This window comes from Paenibacillus sp. BGI2013 (assembly GCF_002843485.1).
In the GTDB taxonomy this organism is placed as follows: Bacteria; Bacillota; Bacilli; order Paenibacillales; family Paenibacillaceae; genus Paenibacillus; species Paenibacillus amylolyticus.
Genome location: NZ_PJFA01000007.1, coordinates 79,517 through 100,173, shown reverse-complemented (window position 1 = coordinate 100,173; position 20,657 = coordinate 79,517). Strand labels below are relative to the sequence as shown.

Sequence of the window (20,657 nt, the reverse complement as noted above, 5' to 3'; positions counted from 1 at the left end):
GAAAGGTGTTGTTGATTCTTGACTGCACAAAATTCCAGTCATGATATGACTGATTTACTTATTATCGGTGGAGGCCCTGCGGGTCTGTTCGCCGCGTTTTATGGTGGGATGCGTCAGGCATCCGTTACACTGGTTGAAAGTATGCCACAGCTCGGGGGACAACTTGCCGCTCTTTACCCGGAGAAATACATCTATGATGTAGCCGGATTCCCGAAAGTAACAGCTCAGGAACTGGTGAATAACCTGGTTGAGCAAATGAATCATTTTAACCCGAACATCCGGCTTGAAGAAAAGGTTGTATCGGTGGAGAAAAAGGATGAGCAACATTTCGTCGTGAAGACGGATGAGAATGAATATCATGCCAAAGCCGTCATTATTACAGCTGGTGTAGGTGCATTCGAACCACGTCGCCTGGAGCTTGAAGGTGCTACCAAGTTCGAGAAGAGCAACCTGCACTACTTCATCAGTGATCTGAATGCCTTCGCTGGCAAAAAGGTACTGATCAGTGGTGGCGGTGACTCCGCAGTAGACTGGGCACTTATGCTGGAGCCTATCGCTGAGCAAGTGACACTGATCCATCGCCGGGACAAGTTCCGTGCACATGAGCACAGTGTCGAAAACCTGATGAATTCCAAGGTGAATGTCGTTACACCGACCGAAATCACGGAACTTCATGGGGATGACACGATTACCAAGGTAACCCTTTCCCATGTGAAAACCAAAGAAACTCAGGAAATCGAAGTAGATGACGTGATCGTTAACTTCGGATTTGTCTCTTCTCTCGGACCGATTGCCGAGTGGGGTATCGAAATTGACAGTAACTCCATCGTTGTTGATTCCCGCATGGAAACATCTATTCCAGGAATCTTTGCTGCCGGAGATATCACAACATATCCGGGTAAACTGAAGCTGATCGCTGTCGGATTCGGCGAAGCTCCAACAGCCGTCAACAATGCGAAGGTATACTTCGATCCGGATGCCAAGTTGTCCCCAGGACACAGCAGTAACATGAAACGCTAGTTTTGCTGAAATAACATATATTGATACAAAAAAGGGTATCTTACTCCTGAGTGAATCCATATCAGGAGGGATACCCTTGTCTTATATATGCCCGCTGTGTAACGGTCTGGTTGTACCGGAGCAGGCTTGCCCCCACTGCCTTCAGGGACTGTTAGAATGCGGCAAATTGGATGATTACACCGGACCATACAGCCCCTACGTATTCCAACCTTCCTCTGACACGGCAGACGAAGTCGAAAACGTTTGCAATCATGTGATGTACTGTCACCATTGTCAGACGAGCACGCCATGGCCAGTCTCACTATGGGACTTGTCCGGAAACCTGTAACATTGCCTGCAATGAGGATCTCTAGTGAAGAATGGCAGATACGTCGGTACCCAGTTTGCGCTTATGGATTTCTGCCAACAGCAGTGCGATGAAATCTCGTTCGAGATTCAACTCAATCGCTTTATGGTAGGAATCCAACAACATCTCATCGGATAACATAGCCATTTCCCGCCACAACCTTTCCTTTTTTTTCCTCAAAACTATCATATCAGAGATTCATATAGAGAACAAGCGTTCTTGTTATCCACAACGATATGTGGAAATCCTGTGCATAGTTTGTTGATAAATGGAAAAAATATAGAGTAATCAACGTGTATAGTGTGGACAATATTTATGCACAGGGAGTTTGTACTACTGTCAGAACGTTTATCAGCGTATTTTTTTTGGAATAAATTCATAGTTTCAAGACTTGTTGCGAGTAAATTACCCGGTAATGTAAAATTTCAAACGGTTTTCATACCGTTTTCTTTTATATATTATCGGTTTTTCTTGAATTTTCTTGAGTTTTCCCATTCATTTTCTATTGGGGTCTGGTATTCACTTCCAGAATCCAGATCTTGCCTGAATAATCCAGTCCATAATCAAATCCAAGCTGACCTACACCAGGGAACTGACTTTCCATAATGTACGTACATGTCAGCGTAAGGGAACGCATCTCCCGGCGTTTGTGCCGACCGGATATATGCGGCAGGGATAAACCAAGAGCTCGCCTTCCTGATAACATGGTGCCACCCTTGCTCAGATTTGTCACACAGAGTCCGGGACGAGCGAGTCGTCCTACTAATGAACGGAATACCCAGCCTCGTTGGGTTTTGACAACTTTGACTCTGTAATCAACAGGTCTCCCTTGAATTGTTGCCAGATGAATGCCTTGCTGGATCAAGTACTTGCGTCTAGCCTTTACACGCACCAGAGAGCGATACATCTGGCTGAAACTGGCGAAAGAACGGGTCGTTTTCATATGGGTGTATCGATAAGCCCCACCGCTGGCCGATACCCGGATGACACCGTAACCTCCGCCTCCTACAATAGGTTTGACATACACCATTCCATAACGACTGAGCATTTGCAGCAGATTACCCGAGTTGAATGCCTTGGTCTGTGGGATATGGACAGCAGCTACCGGGTATTTCATCAGAGCCGCTGTCTTCCGCCATTTGCTTGCAAGTTGTCTCGACATGGGTTGATCTCCTTCCTTGAAACAATAGTCCTTCCTTATACATACTCAACAGAAGCCTTGCTTTCTTGGATGTCTGTCCACGGCAAAGGCCCCTTTTCCATGTAACCTGTCCCAGGGGTGATGGCGGAAACGGGAACAAGCGCCCGGTTTACTTTTCAAACAAGTCAATCTGTCGTATGCTACTAAGGAATGGCTTGGAAGGGCTTAAATATGAGGATCTAAGGAGCGTTAAGAACAAATGGAAGCATTTTTCAAATCACTTTATGGCGTAGCCTATTTTGCAATGTCGATCGTTCTGGTAGCTGTTACGGTACTTCTCTTTGTCACAGGTATTCGACTGTTTATGCAAAAGCGTAATCGCGGCTTTGCCGTGAGTTGTCTTATATTTGCCTGTTTCATCGTCTTTATCATTGTTGTTATGTTAACTACGCCCTTCTCTGCCACACCGCCGGGTTCACCGGAAGCCATGGCTGCCCTTCTTCACTTCGGGTAGTTGAACCTCTGTAGAAGGAGATGCTTATGACACGTACTAATGAAACCTTAGGAATTATTGATATCGGCTCGAACTCCATTCGTCTAGTTATCTATGAACTGGACCAGGACGAAGCCTATCGCATCATTCATGAAGACAAATACGCCGCTCGTCTAAGCAGCGTTGTTGAGTCCGATGGAACCATTCTGCGCCATTCTCTGGATAAAGCCATCACCATCTTGAGTCAATTCAAAGCGACCTGTGAAGCGTACCAGACCAAACTGATTCGCGCAGCAGCTACCGCAGCTATTCGTAATGCAAGCAATGTCCTGGAGATTATCGAATGGCTGGAGACAGAGACGGGGCTTACCATTGAATGTGTATCGGGAGATCGGGAGGCCTATTATGGGTTCCTTGGTGTCACTCAATCCATTGATCTGGCAGACGGTTACGTCGTGGATATTGGAGGCGGCAGCACAGAGATCACGGTCTTTCGGGATCGGAAAAGGTTACATAGCATCTCCCTCCCTATTGGTGCAGTGAATTCACATGCCCGTTACGGGGGCGAAGATCAGTGGACCGAGGAAAATGCAAATGCATTATGCAACGAAGTCACTGAGGCTCTCCGCGGACAGGATTGGATTCGTGAGCATCCTGGTCTGCCACTCATCGGACTTGGCGGCACAATGCGTACACTCGCCAAAGTGGAACAGAAGCGTACCCAGTATTCTTTGCCTGTCAGCCATCATTATGAGATCAGTGAGGAAGCGATGGAGAACATCGCTCGCTCCTTACCACATCTCACCTCGGCACAGCGCAAAAAGGTACCTGGGCTCGCCAAAGATCGCGCTGACATCATTGTGCCCGGCGTACTGATCCTACGAACTGTCTTCCAGATAATACAGGGAGATCGTTATGTGGTTAGTGGCGCGGGTCTACGAGACGGGTTGTTGCGTGATTACATGGCTGGAGGGCAGCCGGTCGTTCCAGACGCGCTGAAGGACAGTATCCGCAACTTTATCCATTTTGGTCCACCTATTCCAGAGAAACGTCTGCAACGGATTCATCAGGATATGGTTACCCTGTATACAGCATTACAAGGTACCCCTCCTGATCAAGCAGATGCCCGAATCCTGTATGCATCCTCCATGTTGCACATGGCAGGTAAACAGATTAACTATTTCCGTTATACACAGCACTCGGCCTATTGGATCATGAATTCAAGCATTTATGGACTTTCTCATCGGGAGACCATTCTAAGTGCCAGTGCAGCTGATTATCATCCCAAAAAAAGAACGCCCCAACTGCTGAATAAGCACCGGGACATTCTGAAAAACTCGGATGAGCGGCATGCTCATCGTTTAGGCTCTCTGCTGCGCGTAGCTGAAGCCATCAATCGATCCGAGAGCATCGCTGCGATCAAAGCAACAAAAGAAAACGACTCGCTGCAGGTGCAATTCACCTGTACAGCTGAGCCGTTACTGGAACTTGATGGCCTGGAAGAGGCCGTCAAGGATCTGAAGGAAGCCTGGGGAGTTACGTTAACGCACTCCATTCAGCAGGCTTCCAAGGGATAATACCCATGGCCTCCGTCTGACTTCTCAGCGGGGGCTTTTCATTTTCTACAAATACATAATTGCCACCAGGCATAAGTTGTCTCGCTTTGACATTATCCATAAGGGACAGATTAAGAATATCGACCAGCATCTTTTTCAGCTCTGGATCAAATACGGGACACATGAGTTCAATTCTTCGATTCAGATTACGTGTCATCCAGTCTGCACTGGAGATGAATACATCCGGGTTGCCGCTATTTTCAAAATAAAACAACCGTGAATGCTCCAGAAAACGATCCACAATGCTAATGACCCGAATATTCTCACTGAGCCCCTCTACCCCCGGACGCAGACAACATACCCCACGTACAATCAGATCGATCTGCACGCCGGCTTGAGAAGCCTCGTACAATTCATCAATCATTTCCTGATGGGATAAGGAGTTGATCTTGGCAATGATTCTGGAAGGTTTGCCTTTCAGCGCGTGCTCTGTTTCTCTACGAATCAGTGCAAACAACTCATCCTTCATACCATCCGGAGCTACACGGAACGCCTGCAATGCCTTCGGACCGGAGTATCCGGTAATCTCATTGAACAATTCGGATGCATCTTCCCCAATAATTGGATTAGAGGTGAACAGTCCCACGTCCGTATAAACTTTGGCTGTACTCTCATTATAGTTACCGGTTCCTACATGAACATAACGTCTCAGCCCCTGCTGTTCCCTGCGTACAACAAGAATGATTTTGGCATGGGTCTTCAGTCCAACCAGTCCATATACCACGTGACAACCGGCTTTCTCCAGCTTACGCGCCCAAGCAATGTTGCGCTCTTCATCAAACCGGGCTTTCAGTTCCACCACCACCGTGACCTGCTTACCACTCTCAGCGGCAAGTGCAAGTGCCGGAATAAGGCGTGAATCGCCATTGACCCGATATAAGGTCATCTTGATGGCCAGAACTCTTGGATCTTCCGAAGCCTCCAATATAAAATCAGTGACTGGTTCAAACGATTCGTACGGATGATGCACCAGTACATCGCGTTTGCGCAGTAGCTCAAAATGACTTTCTCTTGGCAGAAACTCAAGTGGGTAGACTGGCTTCACCGGACTGTATTTCAGATGTGAGAAACTTTCCAGACTGTCTACGAATCCCGCCAGAAAACTCAGATCAAGTGGTCCATCAATTTCATATACCGGGTCCTGAATATCAAATTCATCCTGCAATTCCAATAAGGCATCCGGACGAAAATCCTTGCACACTTCCAGTCGTACAGGAGCCCCGCGGCGTCTGCGGCGCAATTCTTTTTCAATAGCCTCAAGCAGATCTTCCGCTTCTTCTTCATTAATGAACAGATCCGCATTACGGGTCACTCGGAATTCCTGTGCAGCAAGCGAGATATATCCGCTGAAGAGCGTATGGATATGATGTTTGATAAGATCTTCAATCAGTATGAATGTTTTCTTTTTGCTATTCGCCCGAATGGGAGCCTGAACTACCCGCGGCAGATTGGAAGGTACCTGAACAATAGCCATAAACGGCTCTCCCTCTTGCTCCCCTTCCTTCTGTAACATCACGGACAGATAGACAGACTTGTTGTGTACCAGTGGGAACGGACGACTCTGGTCAATCGCCATCGGTGTGAGTACCGGAAAAATAATTTCATGAAAGTACTGGTCCATTGCGCGCTGCTGTGTCACATTAAGATCTGTATATTCCTGAATGTTCACGCCTTTCTTGGCGAGTAGACGAATGAGTTCACGATACGTTTTATACTGTTCGGCGACCATGGTCCCGGTTCGTTTGATCAATCTGCGGTACAATCCCGATGGCGTGTATCCTGTAAAATCTTTTTGCGTGAATCCGGCCTTGATCTTCTCTTTTGTCTCCGCCACCCTTACACTGACGAACTCGTCCAGATTACTAGCGACAATGCCGAGAAATCTCATGCGTTCCAGCAGAGGCGTTGTTGGATCCTGGGCCTCCTGAAGTACGCGCCGATTAAATTCAACCCAACTCAAATCACGATTAACGTAGTTGCCTGTTTTGACGTCTCTATGCATGTATGGCCTCCGAATGTGTTGCATATCTATTCTTGGTTAGAAGTTCTCATATAATTGTACTATTCGTAATCAACATCAAGCGTCAGCGCAGTGTAAACGCTACGTAAAATTTATGTAAATGATACCTCATGGCCGCAACTTTTTCCATCCCTTTACAAAGGTCAATAGACAGAGTAAAGTGAAGTACAGTGTGATTTGGTCCGGTTGCTTGTTCTCATTCCAAATATAGTTGATTAAAGGAGTATATAATGAAATCCAACAAACCTAGAACGTTACAAAAAAATATAGAGTTTTTCACGGCTGCACTATCCCAATGTATGGTAAGCGCATGGCAGGAAGACCCGGCTGGCGTCTATTGCGAGGTCGGTTGTGGCATTGTGGAGCGGATCAGTGAAGACAGTGTGCGCATCCGAAACAATGACGGAACCAAGAGCCATTATGCACGAGATATCACGATGTTCCAGACTGAAAAATAATTTTTCGTAAATACGTAAAAAAGACTAGCTTTCCGAAACAAGGTGTTGTATACTCTTGCCACAAGGAAAGGAGGTGCGTCAACATTTCTAATGTCATGTTGAACGTGTCCCTTACCCGATCCACTAGCTCAAATTAAAAGAGTCTGGTGGAGGCGCGGGATACGGATCAATGTTTCAAAAAGCGCCACGGGTAGAAAAGCCGTCTTCGGACGGCTTTTTGTTTTCTCTTTTTCTGTAGAGAGGTTGAGAAAACACCCAAAATATTGGAAATGGACCCTTTAGTAGAGAAAACCAGGATGGCTATAATTAGGATGCAACTCAACCTAAATCCGAGGAGGCATCTTGTAATGTTCAAAAATGTAAGGGGTTTCAAGACATCCATCATGTTGGCTTTTGTTTTGTTATTCACCTCCATCATGTTGCCCGCAGGTCAGCATGCCAGCGCAGCACCAAGTTTCGCCAAAGGAGCCGATATCAGTTGGGTTCCCGGAATGGAAGCCCAAGGCTACAAATGGAAAGATAAAAACGGCGTACAGCGCGACATCATTGATATTTTGAAAAAAGACTATCAAATCAATTCCGTTCGCATTCGGGTATTCGTTAATCCTTCGAATGATTATGGGAACGGTTACATGAATAAGGATCGTGCGGCTGCACTCGCACAACGTGCCAAGAATGCTGGCATGAGTGTAATGCTCACTCTGCACTATAGCGATTCTTGGGCAGACCCTGGTCAGCAAACCAAACCTGCTGCCTGGAAAAACTATACGTTCCAACAGCTCATGGATGCGGTATGGAACCACACTCGTGAAGTTATGACGGCGATGCAAAGCAAAGGCGTTACCCCTGACTGGGTACAGATCGGTAATGAAACAAGCAACGGCATGTTATGGGAAGATGGTAAAGCATCCACCAACATGAAAAACTATGCGTGGCTGGTGAATACAGGCCATAACGCAGTAAAATCCCTGAGCAGCGGCACCAAAACCATTGTGCATCTGGCAGGTGGAGATGATAACGCCCTCTATGTATGGAACATCGGTGGTCTGATTAATAACGGAGCTAACTTTGACATGATTGCCATGTCCCTCTATCCTTCAGCTTCCGGCTGGAACACCGCTGTGACAAATACGGTAAACAACGCCAAGGACATGATCAACCGTTATGGCAAAGAGATCATCATCTCCGAAATTGGCATGGACAATAACCAAGCTGCAGCTGGTAAAAGTTTTGTTGCTGCGATGAAAAACCAAATCCGCAATCTGCCAAATGGCAAAGGTAAAGGTGTATTCTACTGGGAGCCTCAGGCTACACCAGGTTATAACAGTGGATATGGTAAGGGCGCTTGGCAGTCGAATATGATGCCAACTGTTGTCATGGAAGGATTTATTGACTAGAACACGGAGAGGTTAGAAGTTTGGATGGGAGCAGTGGTGGCGTTCCGGTGGCGGATCGTTCTTATGATCGCTGTTGTATCCTAATTTCTTGAACAACTTTCAAAAGTTGAAATTAGGATACAAAGGCGAACGCTCCGCTTCTTCAGAATCGATTCCGCCCCCTCCACTGCGTTGCTGCTCCTTGAGACACTTCTAAAACCGTGTGTAGGCAAATGGATTAGGGTAATGAAGAGCGGAAGGCGCTTTCCTGTGGGATTAGCGCCTTTTGTGTGTTTGCGGGCAGCGTGGTGGGCGTTCCGGAGGCGGATCGTTCTTATGATCGCTGTTATCCCCAGATTTTTATGAATTCCCTTTATAGGGGGAAATCGGGGATAGCCTATGCTTCCGATGTAGCTTTCTTGCAGAAAGCTTTCAGGCGAACGCTCCGCTTCTTCAGAATCGATTCCACCCCCTCCACTACGTTGCTGCTCCTTGTGGCACTTCTAAAGCGTGTCGCGTTCAATCGAGGAGGAGTACACCACTCGGGCTGGAGACTGATGTTCTTTTGGCTTACATATGAATATAATAAGTTTATTGAGATAACACATAGGATCAACTTCTAATTGGAGAGGAGGCATAAGGATGAGTTTTTTAAAAGGGCTCGGTCAGTTAGCTGGGGAAGTTACCGGAAAAGTGTTGGGCGGCAGCGTGAGGGTTGTTGGTGAAATCGCGGGAAGCCCCTTTATCAAAGAAATCGGGAACGGCGTAGAGAAAGCCACAATTAATACAGGCAAAACCGTTGGACAACTCGCTAGCGGAACTTATGATCTTGCCAGTGGTGCAATTCGAAAAGATGATACTGCCATAGACGCGGGGCTTGCCGATATTGGAGGTGCTGTAACCAATACTGCAAAAGGTGTAGCGATATCAGCCAAGTATGTATATAACAGCGGTAAAGATGTTGTTGTGGGCATGAAAGAGGAAGATAAGGACAGAGTCAAGCTCGGTGCCAAGAATCTTTTAGCTGCTGCTGCGGTAACAACACTCGCTGTCGGTGTCATTGATGCAGTTGATGGGGCTGAAGGTGTAGATACGTAGGATTTGGATTAGATCACCAATAACACAACAACTGAAGAAATACAGCCTAGCAGGGCAACCAAAATATGGAGAAAACTAAATGAGATTTTTTCAAGAAAAATCCGTTGTTTCTTCTGAATAAAACACGAGTAGATGAACACCGTAACCACAACGGGCAGATATAAATGAAGATCTGGACCATCCGTGCTCGGTAATAGTTTATTAATATATCCACCTATCGTCTCGTTGACCATCATGAACCCATATATACTACCGATTATCGCTGAAACTGCAAACTGAAATAGTATCTGAACTACAGCCTTCTTTACAAAGAATGGATCACGTTTGCGGTAACGGTTATTAACCATCATATATCTGTTGCCTCCTCGTTTTTTGATTACTCTTTTTGGTTACTATTTTTGATTACTACTCCTGTATTTTACCATAACGTTGATCAGCCTTCCTTTTTAGTTTTTATCGACCTATCGCTCCCCCACAAACAAAAAATTGCCCTCTCCACCTCATTGGCAGAAAGGGCATTTATAACGATTAAGATACCTCTGTTCAGCTTACCTTAGCGAGTCTCGTAGCACGTATCGATGCGGCAGCGTATACGATGAGCGCTGTCCAAATGAGAGCGAAACCAACAAGCAGAACTGGCGAGACCGTTTCCTTGAACACAAACACACTCAGGATCAGCATGATTGTCGGCCCAATATACTGTACGAAGCCTAGTGTGGACAATGACATTCGAGCAGCCGCCCGTGCAAAGAACAGCAACGGCAACGCCGTCACCACACCGGAAAGCAGCAGTTCGAAGAACATCGGTGCAGGCAACGTCCATGCCGTTGCTTTTCCTACAACGGCCAAGTAGATCCAGTAGCCGAGTGCGACGGGCAGAACTACAGCTGTCTCCGAAAATAAGCCCACTGAAGCGTCTTGCTTGATCTTCTTCTTCGCTAGACCGTACAAGCCAAATGACACGGCCAATGAGATCGCAACCCATGGGAAACGTCCGTAGTCGATAGCGATGATAAGCACCGCGACACCAGCGATGGCAATCGCGATCCACTGTCCACGGTTTGGCTTTTCATGAAGAAAGACAACCGCCAGTAACACGTTCAGCAACGGGTTCAAATAATAGCCCAGACTTGTCTCAACGACATGACCGTTGTTAACCGCCCAAATGAAGATAAGCCAGTTAATAGCAATTAGCAGCCCACTCGCGGTAAGGGACAGCAGGGTCGAACGACTGGTCAGAATGCGCTTCATGTCACTCCAACGACGTTGGACGGCAACGAAAATCCCCATAAAGACAAATGACCAGACAACCCGGTGCGATAAAATCTCGCCTGCCGGTACATTTTCAAACAACTTCCAATACAGCGGGAGAACTCCCCACATGATATACGCAATGATCGCGTTGATTAATCCACTATTCATAACTGTATCCCCTCTTATTGCTCTGATATCTCAACGGATTATACGCCTCGATCCTCATTTAAGTAAAGGGGGTAATAGGTCATACAGGAATCCATGCCTAGTTCAAATGACTTTTTGTTTGAGCAAAAGCTTCACGTTTAGCGCTACCAAATTATGCTTTGCGCTTTTTCTTTCTTACTCTCATGAAGAAGATAAAGATCGCCGCAAATACGACTACACCTACGATAAACAAATCCATATCTTGCTCAAACATAAACCACATTTTGTGTTCTACGTTCACTTGTTGTTTGGGTGGATATCCTTCCCCAAATAGCTCAGTTGCTTGGTTCAAATCATTCATTTCGATGGTCAAACTGCACGGACTACTACTTAATTCGCCATCCACTTGACTAAAGTATATTAAGTATTTGTTACCTTCCTTGAAATCAAATCCCCATGTGAAGTTAGTTGCAATAATTAGTTGAGAGTCAACTTCAGTATTCCAACTCCTCTCAACTTCCACTAAAATATATCTAATTTTCTCTTTGGTCCCCGTAAATCCCTCTTGCTTCAAGTCGACCTTTACTTGCTTTACTTCACCATAAACAGCTCCATCATATATTTCTAACTCTTCTCGGGGACCTCCCGATTCAACACATGACAAAGCGTTAACATCTTGTGTATTTGAGATAAAGAACACGCTAGATATGAAAAATATTAACGTGATTATACGAAGCTTCAGTTTTTCCACCTTCTTCTCATAATGTTAATTGGTACATCTTTATTGACCTGTTTAACAGGAAAAATGTTGCATTTTCCCTGGCCGGTAGGTGAATGAACAAAGAAGCAACCAATCGGACACAATTGTTTGCTCCATTTGTCTTTATTAAGTTATTATTCAAGACTAATCTAAAAGAAATAAAACTAAGATATTTTTCTTACAGCAAACCATAACTCAACAAAATTCAGTCCATCTTTAACTCCAGTAATTTCAAATTCCATTCCGTCGACCTGTTCATATCCTGTAGTAGGAAGCCATTCAGAAAAGAATCGTCTATGTATGGTAGCGTCACATTTGATCCTATTTTGGTTCCTTTCACTTTCCTCCAACATGAAACACACCAATTACGGTTTCACCATCTTTGTCATACAGGGGAATATCACGACCTTCTGGTGATCTGCTGTTCTGCATTGCAATAGCTTCTTCAGGTGTCTTTGGTAGCTCACCTTCCATGTCTTTTTTCAGCAGATATCCTTCTTTACCATCCACACCAAAAGCCAAGATTAAATCAGGTTCCGTTTCCGGAGAAGTCGCATATACGGCAGAACCATATGTCTGTCCATTCTTATTTTTCGGATAAAGAGAAGTGATGTGAAATTGATTCATCTTATTTTTAACGTTTGTATATTGGGATAACCCTGAACCACTCGATACACTAATCATAAAAACCGCAAAGATCAATAGTATAACTCCTTTGGAATACATCTTCACAACTGTTCACTCCCTTATACTTTTGAACTCGCAGCAATTCCAATGAAGAGATGATGGTTCTCACATAATCACATTTCCTTCCCATCTTTAGAATAATATAACATAGATTCAAAGGAGTAGTTGGAAGTTGAACGATAATCATCTAACCTGTCTAACGTTATTGCAGAACATCCCTCTTCGATAACATAAAAAAACGGACACCGATCTGTGGAGATCAGCGTCCGTTTGTATGTTCCATATTATCATTTAAAAGTTTTACTTCACTTCGCCAACAACGGTAAAGCGCTCGTTTTTGTGTTGTGGATTTTCGATCTCATCAACCAAAGCAATCGCATAGTCTGCATAGCTGATGTAGCTGTTGCCTTCGCTATTCACGAGAATAACGTCGTTGCCTGCTTGATATTTGCCGGTGCGTGCACCTTCTGGATTAAAGAATCCAGCCGGGCTCAGGAACGTCCATTGAATACCTGAGGATGCTTGCAGATCCTGCAAGTTTTGGCCTTGGTTCGTTGCAGTTGCTTTGTAAGCATCCGGGAATCCTGGGGATTCAAAGACACGCAATGTTTTGGACTCATCTGTGAACAGGCTTCCTGCTCCACCCACCACGATCAGACGAGTGTTTGGTGCATCTTTCAGGATGTTGATCAACGCTTGTCCTACTTCCACATGCAGGTTTTCTTTACCAGCTGGAGCACCAAATGCATTTACAACCACATCGAATACTTTAAGATCTTCAGCTGTAAGATCGAATACATCTTTCTCCAGCGTATTCAGGCTTTTATCTTCCAATTTGGATGCATTACGAACGATTGCCGTTACTTTATGCCCTCTGTCTGCTGCTTCTTTCAAAATTACACTTCCTGCTTTGCCTGTTGCACCAATGATTGCAATGTTCATCATGATCTCTCCTTTAAATTATCGATATTGTTTATATTTGAACTTTATAATGTAACTATAGTTGTTACAACTAAGTTTGTCAACCATGCACAATCAGTACACGCAAAAAAGCCCCTGATATCATGCCCGTGCTAAACGGATACAATTCAGAGGCTATCTATTAAAGGGATTGCAAACTGCTTATTTCAAAACAGAATCGGGAAACCGCTGTACAACTCCGTTTCTTAACAATCCTTATCCGGCACACCCGCATCTTCCTTCGTACGGAAAGAAGATCCACAACCACAAGTGGCTACCGCGTTCGGATTATGGATGGTGAACCCACCCGTCATACCGGACTCTTCAAAATCAATTTCGAGACCATCCAGGTACTTCAGGTTTTCCTTCTCGACTACAACCTTCATACTCTGAATATCCATATACAGGTCCTCATCGGACTCTTTATCGTCAAAGCCCATGGCGTACGAAAATCCGGTGCAACCGCCCGGTGCTACGCCAAGACGCAGGAACATACCAGGTGTCTCTTGCTGTGCAAGCATCTCTTTCAATCTGTCAGCAGCCGTTTCGCTGATGTTAATCATGCCAGGTCACTCTCCTTTTTCATATAAAATCATGTTCAAAAAGGCGCTTTTCAGTACCAAGAAGATGGGATGAAGATAGAAATGGAGTAGCGGAGCGTAGGCAAAACTACGTGAGCAACGGACATTTCGGCTGAATCCCATATTCGACGCTGAGATGCCGCTAGGCATCCTTCGTAATCAAAAGCGGACTTTTTGAACTACCTTTCATTAACTCTTCTTTAAATTATACTCCACCCCGTCAAGGGTCTCAAGTCATGTTTGCCTCTTTCCGCGTTCCCCCTGAACTCCTTTTTCTTCCCAGTGTATTGAACCCCCGCGACACGAGGTTTATAATGAATAGGTGGTCGCACTGAAATGTCGATATTTTGCCATGACTTATTCAGGTGACGATCATATATAGAGTTGTAATTTTTTTCACATTTCGAGACTGTCCGCAGTCCCCAATGCATATAGAGTCACAAGACTCACTTTAATGAAAAAATTAGCTTTACGTACGCAGCACACGCTGCACCGGGTAAATAAGAGTTAGTCCATATAAGAAGGCGGCAGTTGACCGCATCTTTGCTATGTAGTTCTGTATGCAGATCCTACACACAAACTCAAATCCGGTTAAGAACAGGAGGAAACAGTATGTCTACATTGGTAACACCGTTCACAGACAAAAGAATGGCTGAAATCGTTGAGAAAGTGCAGAACGGCGTAAGGCTGAACGTAGAAGACGGCGTATATCTGTATGAAACAGATGATCTGCTAACTTTGGGCCAGCTGGCCAATGAGGCCAACTTGCGGAAAAATGGCAAGAAAGTATATTTCATCGAAAACATGAGTCTTTATTTTACAAACGTATGTGAAGCTCACTGCGCTTTTTGTAATTTCCGTAAAGACCAGGGTGAAGAAGGCTCCTATACATTATCCGGTCAGGAAATGATCGATTATGTGGAACAGCATATTCATCCAGGCGTACGTGAGTTCCATATCGTAGGCGGACATAACAACCATGTTCCTTTTCAGTATTATGTCGATTCCCTGCGTGCTTTAAACGAGAAATATCCGGATGTTACGCTGAAAGCCTACACGGCAGCCGAGATTGATTTCTTCACCCGGATTAGCGGACTCAGTATCAAGGAAGTCCTGCAAGAGCTGCAAAAAGCAGGTTTGAAAACATTGACTGGTGGCGGCGCTGAGATTCTGTCGGATGAATATCGCAAAAAAATGCGTGTAGACAAAGCGAACGTGGATCGTTATCTTGAGGTGCACCGTACTGCTCATAACCTGGGCATGCGTACCCATACAACGATGCTGTATGGATCAATTGAATCCTATGAGGACCGCGTCAACCATATGGTGCAGATCCGTGAATTGCAAGACGAGACCAACGGATTCATGGTCTTTATCCCGCTTTCCATGCAGCCAAAAAGTAAAAACGCGAGCATTATGCGTCGTAACTCGGCTTATGAGGATCTCAAAACAATTGCGATCAGCCGTCTGATGCTGGATAACATCGATCATATCAAAGCATACTTCATTAACATCGGTCCACAGCTGGCTCAAGTTGCCCTTGGATTCGGTGCTTCGGATGCACACGGCACAATCGTTCGCGAACGGATTAGTCATGCGGCAGGTGCACTCACACCTGAAGGCCTTACACGTAAAGAGCTCATATGGCTCATTAAAGGTGCAGGACGTATTCCGGTAGAACGTGATACGTTCTACAATGAAATTCAAGTGTACGAATAGGATATACCTTCATCCACAACCAATATTGCACCAGCACCACTCCAGAACGCAGCTTTCATTATAGGGAGACGTTTGAATTCGAGTGGTGCAAACTGCTGAATAATATCTTCAATTTTCAATGTCTACTTTTCAATTATTCAAATCATAACAAAAGGAGCAGCTATGTTATTGCATAGCTGCTCCACAGTTTACAGCCCCATTTCAGTGGGACTGATGCAGAAAGGAAGCCGAGTCATGAAAAATTTCGTCATTCTTGGAGGCGGTTATGGCGGCCTCACCATCATCAAGGAACTTCTGGAAGGTAAAATTCCATCCGATACACAAATTATTTTGGTGGACCGCAGCCCCTTTCAGGGATTAAAGACAGAATATTACGCACTCGCAGCAGGAACCGTATCTGATTATGACCTGCGTATCCAATTTCCAGTGAGCGATAAAGTCACTTACCGTTATGGAGAAGTTACTTCGATTGACCTGGAACAGCGTCAGATTGAATTTGAAGGCCAAGACCCGCTCGTGTACGACAAGCTTGTCATTGGACTTGGTTGTACAGACCGTTTCCACAACACGCCAGGCGCCGAAGACTACAGCTGTACCATTCAGAGCTTTAGCAAAACACGCGAGACCTACCTGCGCCTTAATGAAGTCAAAGCCTATGGCAATGTGCATATCGTAGGTGGCGGATTAAGTGGTGTCGAGATAGCAGCCGAACTTCGTGAGAGCAGACCGGATCTGAACATCAGCATTTTGGATCGTGGTGAACGTGTATTATCCGCTTTCCCGCAACGTCTATCCGTGTATGTGCATGAATGGTTCAACGAACATCAGGTAGAGACACGCGGGCATATCGCCATTTCACGCGTTGAACCTAATGCCATCTATAACCGGGATGAACAGATTCTAACAGATGCTGTCGTATGGACTGCAGGCATTCAGCCAGTAAAAGTGGTACAGGATCTGGACGTAACCAAAGACCCTCAAGGACGTGTCGTCTTGAATGAATACTACCAAATCCCGGAATATACCGATGTGTATGTCGTTGGTGACTGTGCCAGTGTACCTTATGCACCTAGTGGTCAAGCTGCGGAAGTACAGGGTGAGCAGATCGCCCATATTCAGCATGCCCTCTGGAAAGGCGAAAAGCCCAATCCACATCCACTCAAGCTTCGTGGCACACTGGGTGCACTCGGCAAGAAGTCTGGGTTTGGGCTGATGGGCAAAACGTCCATGATGGGACGTGTACCTCGTATTTTGAAAAGTGGTGTGCTCTGGATGTCCAAGCGCCATCTCGGTTAGTCGAGATCGAGCTCGTCCCAGGCATCGGCTTCGCCAATTTTGGCCAGAATGGCGTTATATAGATCTTCCACTTTGTCCGTGATGACAACTTCGCCATTCACCAGTGCAAATGGAGTCATAGAACATTGGCCGCAGTTGGTGAGGCAGCCGTATTCAATCACATCATAGTCTGGATTTTCTTCCAGTTGATCCATGACTTCATCTGTGCCAAAATGCATATTATTGGCACAAAATTCAATAATCGGTCTCATATAGGTTCACCTGCTTTGTTTGACCATTTTAATTTGTGGCCATTTGTAATATAATATAGGGGAAAGGAGTTGAAAAAAATGAGCGAAAACGCACAAAGCACCATGTATGATGAAGTAATTGATGTGCTTGACAAACTTCGTCCGTTTCTGCAACGCGATGGCGGTGACGTGGAACTGGTCGACGTGGAAGACGGCATTATTAAGCTGAAACTGGTCGGTGCCTGCGGCAGTTGCCCAAGCTCCACCATTACCTTAAAAGCCGGGATTGAACGTGCCCTTCTCGAAGAAGTTGAGGGTGTACAAGAAGTCGTACAAGTATTCTAATCAATCCTTCACGAAATAAACCTCAAGAGCCTTTCGCTTCGCATGAAGCGGAGGGCTCTTTTTTTGTGTGCATATGCAGAGAGTCCATGTTCACAGTCACCTTGACCCGTTTCCACGTACAATCCTTCAATTCACCTTTTAAGTATCCTCGCGCTGTATAGTCGGACGAATCGGATCAAGTCCTCCAGATACATCCATAATGTTGCCTGTTATAAAATCGGAATGATCAAGACACAGATACGTAATCACTCGTGCAATATCTTCACCGCTGCCTGGACGCCCTCTTGGTGTTTCCTCGTCGATGATGCCTGCCATTTCATCAATCGTTTTCTCTTTGTTCGCACCACGAATGTCACCTGGACATACCATGTTAACCGTAATTCCATACGGGGCTTCTTCAACCGCGAGTGTCTTTGTGAACGAAACCAGACCCACCTTGGCAGCCGCATATACGGCGCGATGAGGCCAAGATCTCGCTTCTCCAGCATGACTGAAGCCAAAATGGATAATGCGTCCCCATTGCTTGCGTCTCATCTCTGGCAATACACGTTGATCCAGTAACATCGGTCCCAACAGATTTCCTTGCACAAGCATCTGGACCTCAGCTTCAGAATAATCCGCAAATAATCGTCGTTCACGGACAAATGGACCTGCGTTATTCACCAAAATATCAATGCTGCCAAGGTTACCTTCCACCTGCTCAACCAATGAAGAGATATCTTCCACCTTGGATATATCAGCCTGGATGGCAATGCACCGCACACCCTTGGCTATAATCTGAGCCTTTAAAGCCTCAGCTTCTGTTCTGCTGTGTACATAGTTCAGGGCAATATGGCACCCTTGATCTGCCAGACTGAGGGCCGTCATTTTACCAAGACCTTTGGCACTTCCCGTTATGAGGGCAATCTTTCCCTTCACGTTCATCCCCCTCTTCAAAGAGCAGTCACTATCCAGTATAAAAGATTTATCGTCCTCCTACAACTCGCTTATCCACAAGGGATTATCCACCTTTGATTCCAAATATATCTTGATTGAAATCAAACACCTATGGTACTGTCGAGGATATAACCCGAAAGGACCTCTACATGAATATGAAGAACAAAAGATGGATATCATTTCTTACACTTTTAATGTTGAGTTTATTCACAATCTCTAGTGCCTTACAGGTATCAGCGGCAAGTGAGAATGAGCAAGCACCTGATGAGTACGATTGGATTACTGGACCAGCATCTGTCTCTTTGGACGGTAAGGTCACCCTGGAAGTCCCTGAAAGCCATTCCTATCTGGATAAGCCCAATACCCAACGATCGATACTTAACAGTGATGGAAAGCCTAACGGGAATGAAATCGGAAGCCTAACCAGCAATAGCGAATTCGGCTCGTGGTATGTAGTGTTCGAGTACGTGAAGACAGGTCACATCCACGATGACGATCAAAATTTGAATGCCGAAGAACTGTTAAGCAGTTATATCCGAGGCACAGAAGAAGATAACAGAGAACTTGATCCTGAATATAGAACGTACATAACGGGGTGGGAAATCGAACCGGCATATGACAGTACCAAACACCAGTTGGTTTACTCCCTTGGTTTCAAGAATGCTGATCAGCAAGCCATGGTCAATTACAATGTAAAACTCCTGACACGCGAAGGATACATCACAGCCATTCTGGTTACAGATACGGCCAACTTTCAACAGAGCCGTCAGGCATTCGAGGAAACCGTACTTCATAAGCTTAGCATCAATGCAGGATACACCTATGAGGAGTACAATGCTTCGACTGACAAAACATCCACCATAGGGCTCAACAGTCTTCTGATGGGCGGGATCGGGTACACGGCTTCCCAGAAATTTAGTGCTCTTCTTTTGCTTAAAAAAGGATGGGCCTTGATCCTGGTTGTCGTCCTTGGGCTGATCGGTTGGATCAGATACAAAATCAAAAGCTCACACGGAGAAGAAGAGAAACTCTCTCCCTTCGAGAGGACGTACCTGCAAGAAGCCGATGAACAGCAGTATGCTGATCAGAATGAATTATCCTACTACCGCCAATCTGGGCATCCATCCAACGCGGATAAACCGGAAAAACTCTGACTTGTGTTGATCCCCACGTCAGCACAGATTAGGAAACATAAAATAAGCCGTATATCTCTTCAGAAGAGATATACGGCTTATTCTTAATAGCTTCACATCATATCATACATATCGTGAATTATTCAGTTGCAGGTTCAACTGCACCTTTATAACGTTCTTTGATGAATGTTTTCACTTCTTCGGAGTGCAAAGCAGCAGCCAGTTTTTGGATTGCATCTGCATCCTTGTTGTCCTCACGGGAAACGAGGATGTTTGCGTATGGGTTACCTTGCAGATCTTCGATCAGCAAAGCATCATTCGCCGGATTCAGGTTCGCTTCGAGCGCATAGTTAGCGTTGATAAATACCAGATCCGCTTCATCCAATTGACGAGGCATCATGGCTGCATCCAGCTCAATGATATCCAGGTTCTTCGGATTGGCTGTGATGTCTTGAATCGTAGATGAGATATTTGTGTTGTCTTTCAGCGTAATAATACCTTCCTTCGCGAGCAACAACAGTGCACGTCCACCATTGGATGGGTCATTTGGAATTGCTACTTTTGCGCCGTCTGCCAATTCATCCAAAGACTTAATCTTTTTGGAGTATCCACCAAAAGGTTCAACATGAACAGGTGTTACAGAAACGAGGTTGAATCCACGTTCTTTATTCTCTGTGTCCAGATAAGGCTGGTGCTGGAAAAAGTTCGCATCCAATTTTTTATCAGCAAGCTGCTGATTGGGTTGTACATAGTCATTGAATGTAACGACTTGCAGACGAATACCTTGTGCTTCCAGTTCAGGCTTGATGCTTTCCAGAATCTCTGCGTGTGGTGTAGGTGAAGCTCCAACTTTCAATTCAACTGTACGAGGTGCACCTGCTGAATTGTCTGCGCCGCTATCGGCGTCCTTGTTGTTTCCGCAAGCTGCGAGAACCGCAATCAACATAAGACTAAGTAGAGCAAAAGACCATTTTTTCATGTGTAAAACCCCTTCTCTAATCATTTTTGTCATGTGGCGTCCGCATTATTGCATAACCATCA

At 45.4% G+C, this 20,657-nt stretch carries 24 protein-coding genes; 11 read left to right on the top strand and 13 right to left on the bottom strand.

All coding sequences use genetic code 11. From position 1 onward, the window contains the following. Positions 1 to 45 precede the first annotated feature (45 nt). Together CXK86_RS18495 and CXK86_RS31875 are read left to right on the top strand one after the other, a co-directional pair. A complete protein-coding gene (locus CXK86_RS18495; RefSeq protein WP_218640802.1) occupies positions 46 to 1,020 on the top strand; it encodes an NAD(P)/FAD-dependent oxidoreductase in 975 nt (324 codons plus the stop codon). Between the two features lie 76 nt (positions 1,021 to 1,096). After that, on the top strand, positions 1,097 to 1,348 hold the full coding sequence (locus CXK86_RS31875) for a hypothetical protein (protein WP_074096361.1): 252 nt from the start codon (positions 1,097 to 1,099) through the stop codon (positions 1,346 to 1,348). Positions 1,349 to 1,369: 21 nt separating this feature from the next. Here the strand turns inward: CXK86_RS31875 and sda are convergent, their stop codons facing one another. Then, positions 1,370 to 1,513 carry a sporulation histidine kinase inhibitor Sda gene (sda, locus tag CXK86_RS18490; RefSeq protein WP_017692430.1) on the bottom strand — a complete coding sequence of 48 codons (144 nt, stop codon included), beginning with the start codon at positions 1,511 to 1,513 and terminating at the stop codon, positions 1,370 to 1,372. A 355-nt stretch (positions 1,514 to 1,868) separates the two neighbouring features. Next, on the bottom strand, positions 1,869 to 2,528 hold the full coding sequence (locus tag CXK86_RS18485) for a YheC/YheD family protein (protein ID WP_076253234.1): 660 nt from the start codon (positions 2,526 to 2,528) through the stop codon (positions 1,869 to 1,871). Positions 2,529 to 2,766: 238 nt separating this feature from the next. Here CXK86_RS18485 and CXK86_RS18480 point away from each other — a divergent pair, with 238 nt between their 5' ends. Both CXK86_RS18480 and CXK86_RS18475 read left to right on the top strand, forming a co-directional pair. Further along, complete coding sequence (locus CXK86_RS18480; RefSeq protein ID WP_017692428.1) at positions 2,767 to 3,021, top strand: hypothetical protein; 255 nt, start codon at positions 2,767 to 2,769, stop codon at positions 3,019 to 3,021. 26 nt (positions 3,022 to 3,047) lie between these two features. Beyond that, positions 3,048 to 4,577, top strand: a complete 1,530-nt coding sequence (locus CXK86_RS18475) for a Ppx/GppA phosphatase family protein (protein ID WP_047841288.1) — start codon at positions 3,048 to 3,050, stop codon at positions 4,575 to 4,577. Here CXK86_RS18475 and ppk1 read toward each other — a convergent pair. After that, positions 4,537 to 6,618, bottom strand: a complete 2,082-nt coding sequence (ppk1, locus tag CXK86_RS18470) for a polyphosphate kinase 1 (RefSeq protein WP_036605760.1) — start codon at positions 6,616 to 6,618, stop codon at positions 4,537 to 4,539. The two genes, CXK86_RS18475 and ppk1, sit on opposite strands and share 41 nt — an antisense overlap. 248 nt (positions 6,619 to 6,866) lie before the next feature. On the opposite strand from ppk1, the gene CXK86_RS18465 reads away from it, so the two are divergent. The 3 genes from CXK86_RS18465 to CXK86_RS18455 all read left to right on the top strand — a co-directional run bounded on the left by CXK86_RS18465 (position 6,867) and on the right by CXK86_RS18455 (position 9,568). After that, complete coding sequence (locus CXK86_RS18465; RefSeq protein ID WP_017692425.1) at positions 6,867 to 7,094, top strand: hypothetical protein; 228 nt, start codon at positions 6,867 to 6,869, stop codon at positions 7,092 to 7,094. A gap of 347 nt (positions 7,095 to 7,441) precedes the next feature. Next, positions 7,442 to 8,491: a glycoside hydrolase family 53 protein gene (locus tag CXK86_RS18460; protein WP_036605759.1), complete on the top strand. Its 1,050-nt coding sequence runs from the start codon at positions 7,442 to 7,444 to the stop codon at positions 8,489 to 8,491. Positions 8,492 to 9,112: 621 nt separating this feature from the next. Then, on the top strand, positions 9,113 to 9,568 hold the full coding sequence (locus CXK86_RS18455) for a hypothetical protein (protein WP_101314224.1): 456 nt from the start codon (positions 9,113 to 9,115) through the stop codon (positions 9,566 to 9,568). 8 nt (positions 9,569 to 9,576) lie between these two features. Here CXK86_RS18455 and CXK86_RS18450 read toward each other — a convergent pair whose 3' ends face one another. The 6 genes from CXK86_RS18450 to CXK86_RS18420 all read right to left on the bottom strand — a co-directional run bounded on the left by CXK86_RS18450 (position 9,577) and on the right by CXK86_RS18420 (position 13,939). Then, entirely contained in the window at positions 9,577 to 9,918 is a 342-nt protein-coding gene (locus tag CXK86_RS18450) for a hypothetical protein (RefSeq protein WP_101314223.1), read from the bottom strand. A gap of 193 nt (positions 9,919 to 10,111) precedes the next feature. Beyond that, the gene (gene rarD / locus CXK86_RS18445) at positions 10,112 to 10,990 is read right to left on the bottom strand and encodes an EamA family transporter RarD (protein WP_101314222.1); all 879 of its coding nucleotides are present in this window, start codon (positions 10,988 to 10,990) and stop codon (positions 10,112 to 10,114) included. 151 nt (positions 10,991 to 11,141) lie between these two features. Then, on the bottom strand, positions 11,142 to 11,720 hold the full coding sequence (locus CXK86_RS18440) for a hypothetical protein (RefSeq protein WP_101314221.1): 579 nt from the start codon (positions 11,718 to 11,720) through the stop codon (positions 11,142 to 11,144). 345 nt (positions 11,721 to 12,065) lie between these two features. Further along, positions 12,066 to 12,431, bottom strand: coding sequence for a hypothetical protein (locus CXK86_RS18430; RefSeq protein WP_144029805.1), 366 nt, complete (start codon positions 12,429 to 12,431; stop codon positions 12,066 to 12,068). A gap of 285 nt (positions 12,432 to 12,716) precedes the next feature. Then, positions 12,717 to 13,358, bottom strand: a complete 642-nt coding sequence (locus CXK86_RS18425; RefSeq protein WP_101314219.1) for an NAD(P)-dependent oxidoreductase — start codon at positions 13,356 to 13,358, stop codon at positions 12,717 to 12,719. 224 nt (positions 13,359 to 13,582) lie between these two features. Continuing rightward, positions 13,583 to 13,939 carry a HesB/IscA family protein gene (locus tag CXK86_RS18420; RefSeq protein WP_036605753.1) on the bottom strand — a complete coding sequence of 119 codons (357 nt, stop codon included), beginning with the start codon at positions 13,937 to 13,939 and terminating at the stop codon, positions 13,583 to 13,585. 630 nt (positions 13,940 to 14,569) lie between these two features. Between CXK86_RS18420 and mqnE the strand changes: the two genes are divergently transcribed. After that, positions 14,570 to 15,676, top strand: a complete 1,107-nt coding sequence (gene mqnE / locus CXK86_RS18415; RefSeq protein ID WP_047841294.1) for an aminofutalosine synthase MqnE — start codon at positions 14,570 to 14,572, stop codon at positions 15,674 to 15,676. Here the strand turns inward: mqnE and CXK86_RS32695 are convergent. Further along, positions 15,661 to 15,795, bottom strand: coding sequence for a hypothetical protein (locus CXK86_RS32695; RefSeq protein WP_257467904.1), 135 nt, complete (start codon positions 15,793 to 15,795; stop codon positions 15,661 to 15,663). The two genes, mqnE and CXK86_RS32695, sit on opposite strands and share 16 nt — an antisense overlap. A gap of 115 nt (positions 15,796 to 15,910) precedes the next feature. Between CXK86_RS32695 and CXK86_RS18410 the strand changes: the two genes are divergently transcribed. After that, complete coding sequence (locus tag CXK86_RS18410) at positions 15,911 to 16,972, top strand: NAD(P)/FAD-dependent oxidoreductase (protein ID WP_036605751.1); 1,062 nt, start codon at positions 15,911 to 15,913, stop codon at positions 16,970 to 16,972. On the opposite strand, the gene CXK86_RS18405 is transcribed toward CXK86_RS18410, so the two are convergent. Continuing rightward, positions 16,969 to 17,223: a YuzB family protein gene (locus CXK86_RS18405; protein WP_076328984.1), complete on the bottom strand. Its 255-nt coding sequence runs from the start codon at positions 17,221 to 17,223 to the stop codon at positions 16,969 to 16,971. The two genes, CXK86_RS18410 and CXK86_RS18405, sit on opposite strands and share 4 nt — an antisense overlap. Before the next feature lie 78 nt (positions 17,224 to 17,301). On the opposite strand from CXK86_RS18405, the gene CXK86_RS18400 reads away from it, so the two are divergent. Next, on the top strand, positions 17,302 to 17,547 hold the full coding sequence (locus CXK86_RS18400; protein WP_017692412.1) for a NifU family protein: 246 nt from the start codon (positions 17,302 to 17,304) through the stop codon (positions 17,545 to 17,547). A gap of 138 nt (positions 17,548 to 17,685) precedes the next feature. Here CXK86_RS18400 and CXK86_RS18395 read toward each other — a convergent pair whose 3' ends face one another. Continuing rightward, complete coding sequence (locus CXK86_RS18395) at positions 17,686 to 18,465, bottom strand: SDR family oxidoreductase (RefSeq protein WP_076328983.1); 780 nt, start codon at positions 18,463 to 18,465, stop codon at positions 17,686 to 17,688. Between the two features lie 215 nt (positions 18,466 to 18,680). On the opposite strand from CXK86_RS18395, the gene CXK86_RS18390 reads away from it, so the two are divergent. Continuing rightward, positions 18,681 to 19,637: a DUF2167 domain-containing protein gene (locus tag CXK86_RS18390; protein ID WP_180361794.1), complete on the top strand. Its 957-nt coding sequence runs from the start codon at positions 18,681 to 18,683 to the stop codon at positions 19,635 to 19,637. Between the two features lie 118 nt (positions 19,638 to 19,755). Here the strand turns inward: CXK86_RS18390 and CXK86_RS18385 are convergent, their stop codons facing one another. Beyond that, positions 19,756 to 20,595, bottom strand: coding sequence for a MetQ/NlpA family ABC transporter substrate-binding protein (locus CXK86_RS18385; protein WP_036673328.1), 840 nt, complete (start codon positions 20,593 to 20,595; stop codon positions 19,756 to 19,758). Positions 20,596 to 20,657 lie beyond the last annotated feature (62 nt).